We start from the raw sequence: 5419 nt of genomic DNA on the forward strand, positions 1-5419 counted from the left end.
TGGGTATCCTCCCCTTTTTTGCATGGGCCTCGCAGGCCAGGATCTCCACCTCAAGCCATTTTCCATACTTGTTTTGAAGGTCCCAGATCCGGGCCATCTCAGGTCTTGTATACCGTTCGATCATGATGCATGCCTTTTTATTCTTTTATGACGTAAGAAGTATCAAGGGTTCCAGGGTTCAAGGATTCAAGGGTTCAAGTGGTTTTTTTTAATTTAGGTATCTTCTATCATCTCACCTACCCCCAGGGTTCTTGATCTGTTAACCCATCAGTTTCTTGCTAAGCTTTTCACTCGGACCCTAGGCCCCTTGACCCCTCGAACCCTCAAGTTTTTGAAAAGCATTTCACTTGACCCCTAATGTTTTCATCCGCTCTAAATTCCGTATTCGAGGCGTTCAATTAAAAAAGAGGGCAGATGGTGCGCCCTCATCTTATCCTGGGTGATCCGGAAATTATATTTTACCCGTACAAACGAAATTTTTTCTTCCTCAGTATCGTAGAGGACATAGACGGCATCCGGATTCCTGTCCCTGGGCTGTCCGACACTTCCGACGTTGACAATATAACGAATCTTCTCCTCTATTGTCAACACGGATTCTTGGATTTCTCCGAATTGATTCCCATCGCAAAAATAGGCTGCCGGCCGGTGCGTATGGCCGACCAGGCAAATCTTTCCTTCAAAGAAATCAAAGTGATATGCCGCATCCGGCATGGAAGAGATGTATGACCACTCCTGAGGCCGGTCCGGAGATGCATGGACAAGAAAAAGATCCTTTTCACGTTCCGTCATCGGAAGGGAAAGGAGCCTGTCACGGTTCTCCGAGGTCAGCGCCGACCGGGTCCAGAGAATGGCCTCTGCGGCCAGGGGATTAAACTGATCGATGTCGGTGAGGCCGACCGCGGCATGGTCGTGATTCCCGGCCACGATCATGTCCGAGACCTCGAAGATCTTCTCCATGCATTCGTTGGGGTCGGGCCCGTATCCCACCGCATCCCCCAGGAAGAAGACACGGTCCGGTTTCTGTTTCCGGATCTCGGTTAGAACAGCGTTCAGCGCCTCAAGATTGCTGTGGACATCGGAGAAAATGGCGATACGCACAATGTTTACCTGAAAATGTTTTGCCGCCTTATCTCTTTTGGATGACGATCCCATTGATTGACGACTGAAGAACAACGGTCCTATATGCGCTGCCGGTTATCCCCCTCACCCTTACCCTCTCCCACAAGGGGCGAGGGAACTGTTAGTGGGCTTTCCCTCCCTTGATGGAAGGGGACTCCGAGTAGGGTGTTTTTAACCGCTTACGAGTAGGCCCCTTTGAGGGGCCAGAAAACGTCAAGCCTCCGGCTTTGCCGGAGGTTACCGACTGTAGATTTAAATGAGTGAATATTTTTCCATGTACCGTTCCTTTTCTTTCAGCACCTTGTCCAGAATCCCGTTGATAAAGGAGCCTGCGTCATCCCCGCTGTACTGCCTGGCCAGCTCAATGGCCTCATCAATCGTGACCTTTTCCGGAATGTCTTCCCGGAAACAGATCTCATAGATTGCGAGACGTAGGATGTTCTTGTCGACCATCGAAATGCGGGAAAGTTTCCAATGGAGCGAAAGCTCTGAGATCAGCAGGTCGATCTTTTCGATCTGTTCCACGGTGCCGATGAAGATGGACTCGGCAAAGGATCGAATATCCTTGTCCAGGCTTTTCTGTCCCTTCCAGAACTCTTTAAGCAGTTCCATGGGAGGCTCCTTGCGGATTTCATATTGATAAAGGAGCTGAAGGGTCAGCGCCCTGCTCTTTCGTCTCTTGCCCATAATCCTTCCACTCGGTTGGAGATACCTGTCTATTCTTTTGGTTCTTCGCCCATTTAGTGGGTAAAAAGGGGTCGAGGGTTCAAGGGGTCAAGGATTCAAGTGAAATATAGATTCAAGGAGATGCCGGGATCTAACGACAAAAATAGAGAAAAGCGGGACACGTGAAGCGTAACCCTATGACCCTTGACCCCTGATGTTTTTAGCACTTCACTCGACCCCTTGAATCCTTGGCCCCTTGACCCCTGATGTTTTCACCTACTCTTTTTAACGGAGTCTACTTCCCCAACTGGCGGAAGAGATTGACCATCTCGATGGCGCCGAGCGCCGCCTCGGCCCCCTTGTTTCCGGCCTTGGCGCCGGCCCGCTCGATGGCCTGCTCGATGGTATCCGTGGTCAGCACCCCGTACATGACGGGGATGGCGGACTGCATGGCGAGAGAAGCGATCCCCTTGGTGACCTCGGCGCTGATATAATCGAAATGCGGCGTCGCCCCCCGGATAACCGCACCGAGGCAGATCACGCCGTCGTACCCTCCCTTTGCAGTCAGCATCCTGGCCGCGAAAGGAATCTCAAAAGCGCCCGGCACCTTGACGATCGCAACGTCCTTGTCCAAGGCGCCGTGCCGCTTCAGCGCGTCCATGGCCCCTTCCAGTAGTCGGGACGTGATGAAGTCATTGAAACGGCTCACCACGATCGCGAATTTAAGACCCTTGGCTTGCAATTCACCTTCAATCATCTTCGGCATGTCTCCTCCTTAAGTTATTAAAATGCTTTTCACTTGGACCCCAGGCCCCTTGACCCCTTGGACCCTTGGGTTTCTAAAGAGCATTTCACTTGACCCCTGGAATCCTTGACCCCTTGGACCCTGTTTTTATATATGATTCAGGAAATGTCCCATTTTTTCCTTTTTGGTCTTGAGATACCTCAGGTTGCAGCTCCGGGTGGCCGTCTCTATGGGAACCCGTTCGACCACCTCCAGGCCGTATCCCTGAAGCCCGATAATCTTCCTGGGATTGTTGGTCAAGAGCCTGATCTTTCGCACCCCAAGCTCCACAAGGATCTGGGCGCCGATCCCGTAGTCCCTGAGATCGGGTTTGAACCCGAGCTTCTCATTGGCCTCCACGGTATCCAGCCCCTGATCCTGCAGGGCATAGGCCTTGATCTTGTTGGCAAGGCCGATCCCCCTCCCCTCCTGCCTCATATAGAGGATGACCCCCTTCCCTTGTTTTGCGATGAGGCCCATGGCGGTTTGAAGCTGATCCCCGCAGTCACACCGTTTGGAGCCGAAGACGTCGCCGGTCAGGCACTCGGAATGGACACGTACCAGGATTTCTTCGTCCGGATGAATCTCTCCCTTGACCAGGGCCAGATGTTCCTTATGGTCGATGTCGTTTTCATAGACGATCACCTTGAACTCACCGCCGAACAACGAGGGGATGACGGCCTCGGCCGAGCGGCGGACCAGGGATTCGTTTTGCAGGCGATAGGCAATCAGGTCCCGGATGGTCACGACTTTCAGACCGTGCATCTTTGCAAACTTGACAAGTTCAGGAAGGCGGGCCATGGTGCCGTCTTCGTTCATGATCTCGCATATCACCCCGGCCGGTGTAAGACCGGCAAGCCGAGCCAGGTCCACGGATCCCTCGGTCTGACCGGCCCTCTGCAGAACCCCCCCCTCCCTGGCCCTGAGAGGGAAGATGTGTCCCGGCCGCACCAAATCATTAGCCTTGGCATCCGGATGGACGGCGGTAAGGATCGTGGTCGCCCGGTCGGCCGCAGAGATCCCCGTGGTTACGCCCCTTCTCGCCTCGATGGAAACCGTAAAGGCCGTTCCAAAGGCCGACTCATTCTCCCTGGTCATCAAAGGAAGGTCCAGGCTCTTGACCTTCTCCGGAGTCAGGGAAAGGCAGATCAGCCCGCGGCCGTACTTGGCCATGAAGTTGACGGCCTCCGGGGTCACCTTCTCCGCGGCCATGGTCAGGTCCCCTTCGTTCTCCCGGTCTTCATCGTCAACCAGGATGACGATTTTCCCCTGACGGATATCCTCAATGGCCTCTTCGATGGTGGATATTTCTTTTTTCATATCTAACCTCGTATTGTTTATGAATTATGGTTCTTCTCCCACATAGTGGGTAAAAAGGGTTTGAGGACTGAAGAGCCATAGGGTCATAGGAGTCAAGGGGTCAAGGGTTCAAGTGGAATACTTAAATGCAAGCAAAATCTACAGAGCAAATCACTAAAACCCTTGAATCCTAAGATCCTCGGCCCCTTATGTTTTGATCACTTCACTTGAACCCTGGAATCCTTGGCCCCTTGACCCCTGATGTTTTCACCCACTCTTTTGGAATTGCTTCGCTCCCATCATGCAAACCCGTGCTCCGAAAGAAACCCCAGGTCGATCTTTCCGTGTGCGGATTTTTCGCCTTCATCACGTTGATTGAGGATGCGCCGGACATATTTTCCGATCAGGTCCGCCTCCAGGTTTACGCGGCTTCCGATTCCCCTGACGCCGAGCGTGGTCATTCGGGCCGTATGCGGAATGATGCTTACCGAGAAGGACTCTCCCCCGATTTCGTTGATCGTGAGACTGACCCCGTCCACGGCCATGGAACCCTTGGGTACCGAGGTCGAAAGAATCTCTCCCGGCGCCGAAAAGGTCAGTACCTGTGCGTTTCCCTGCGCTGTTTTTCGGATCAGGGTCCCTACCCCGTCCACGTGCCCGCTCACCATGTGTCCCCCGAAGCGTCCTCCGGCTTTTATCGCGCGCTCGAGGTTGACCGCATCCCCGGGTTTGAGTTCGCCGAGTGTGGTGGCGCTTAGTGTCTCCGGTGAGACGTCCAGGGTAAAAGCGTTTGCATCGTAAGCGACCACGGTCAGACAGGCCCCGCTTACACAGATGCTGTCACCCTCGTGTATATCTTCGAGAATGGTTCTCGCCTCTACGGACATTTGGGCGCTCTCTCCAGCCTTTTTCAGGGAACGCACCTTACCGATCTCTTCAATGATTCCCGTAAACATCCGATTCCTTTTTACCCCGTTACACCTCTTGCCTCCGATCCCTTCTCCCCTTGAGGGAGAAGGCGAGGATGAGGGGGATTCATTCTATCTCAAACCGTTCTCGGTTCCGCGGATCGGCCTTGCGCATAGATCGGGTTGGTCAGACCGTCGGGCTTGATCACATCTCCCTCAATCATCACGTCCTCACCGACCTGTTCGACATGGATATGCTCAATCTGCACGGCATCCCGGATGCGTTCCACGCCCAGGTTCCCGACGGACTCCCTGCTTCCCCCTCCGCCGATGATCTTCGGCGCCACGAAGAAGACCACGCGGTCAACAATCCCGGACTTGAGCGCCGAGGCATGGACCTCGGCCCCTCCTTCGATCATGAGACTGCTGACCTCCATCACTCCGAGGTCTTCCAGGATCTGGACGAACTCGATCCTGTGCATCCCCTTTTTCGCGACCAGGACCGTGACGTTTCGTTCCTGATAGGCCTTAATCCTCTCCCTGGCCACGTCCCCTCCTGCAAAGATGAAGGTCTTGGCAGGGGAATCATTTACAATCACCCGGGCATCGAGCGGGGTCCTCAAGTGGGTATCCAGGATGATTC

The 5419-nt window shown here is 53.9% G+C and carries 5 protein-coding genes and 1 pseudogene; all 6 read right to left on the reverse strand.

Annotated features, from left to right (window positions below; all coding sequences use genetic code 11):
• Positions 1-372 precede the first annotated feature (372 nt).
• On the reverse strand, positions 373-1098 hold the full coding sequence (locus AUK29_01345) for a hypothetical protein (GenBank protein ID OIP66174.1): 726 nt from the start codon (positions 1096-1098) through the stop codon (positions 373-375).
• Between the two features lie 273 nt (positions 1099-1371).
• Positions 1372-1806 (reverse strand): transcription antitermination factor NusB, encoded by a 435-nt coding sequence (locus AUK29_01350; GenBank protein OIP66170.1) that lies wholly within the window; start codon positions 1804-1806, stop codon positions 1372-1374.
• 274 nt (positions 1807-2080) lie between these two features.
• Positions 2081-2551, reverse strand: a complete 471-nt coding sequence (locus tag AUK29_01355) for a 6,7-dimethyl-8-ribityllumazine synthase (protein OIP66171.1) — start codon at positions 2549-2551, stop codon at positions 2081-2083.
• Between the two features lie 126 nt (positions 2552-2677).
• Positions 2678-3889: a bifunctional 3,4-dihydroxy-2-butanone 4-phosphate synthase/GTP cyclohydrolase II gene (locus tag AUK29_01360; GenBank protein ID OIP66172.1), complete on the reverse strand. Its 1212-nt coding sequence runs from the start codon at positions 3887-3889 to the stop codon at positions 2678-2680.
• 278 nt (positions 3890-4167) lie between these two features.
• Entirely contained in the window at positions 4168-4824 is a 657-nt protein-coding gene (locus AUK29_01365; GenBank protein ID OIP66173.1) for a riboflavin synthase subunit alpha, read from the reverse strand.
• A gap of 89 nt (positions 4825-4913) precedes the next feature.
• A pseudogene (locus tag AUK29_01370) lies at positions 4914-5419 on the reverse strand (hypothetical protein).

It is taken from the genome of Nitrospirae bacterium CG2_30_53_67 (assembly GCA_001873285.1).
Taxonomy (GTDB): Bacteria; CG2-30-53-67; CG2-30-53-67; order CG2-30-53-67; family CG2-30-53-67; genus CG2-30-53-67.

Bases quoted from the DNA above. Each gene is read 5' to 3' on its own strand.
- AUK29_01355 (OIP66171.1), bottom strand. From the start codon at position 2,551: ATGCCGAAGATGATTGAAGGTGAATTGCAAGCCAAGGGTCTTAAATTC.
- AUK29_01360 (OIP66172.1), bottom strand. From the start codon at position 3,889: ATGAAAAAAGAAATATCCACCATCGAAGAGGCCATTGAGGATATCCGT.
- AUK29_01350 (OIP66170.1), bottom strand. From the start codon at position 1,806: ATGGGCAAGAGACGAAAGAGCAGGGCGCTGACCCTTCAGCTCCTTTAT.
- AUK29_01365 (OIP66173.1), bottom strand. From the start codon at position 4,824: ATGTTTACGGGAATCATTGAAGAGATCGGTAAGGTGCGTTCCCTGAAA.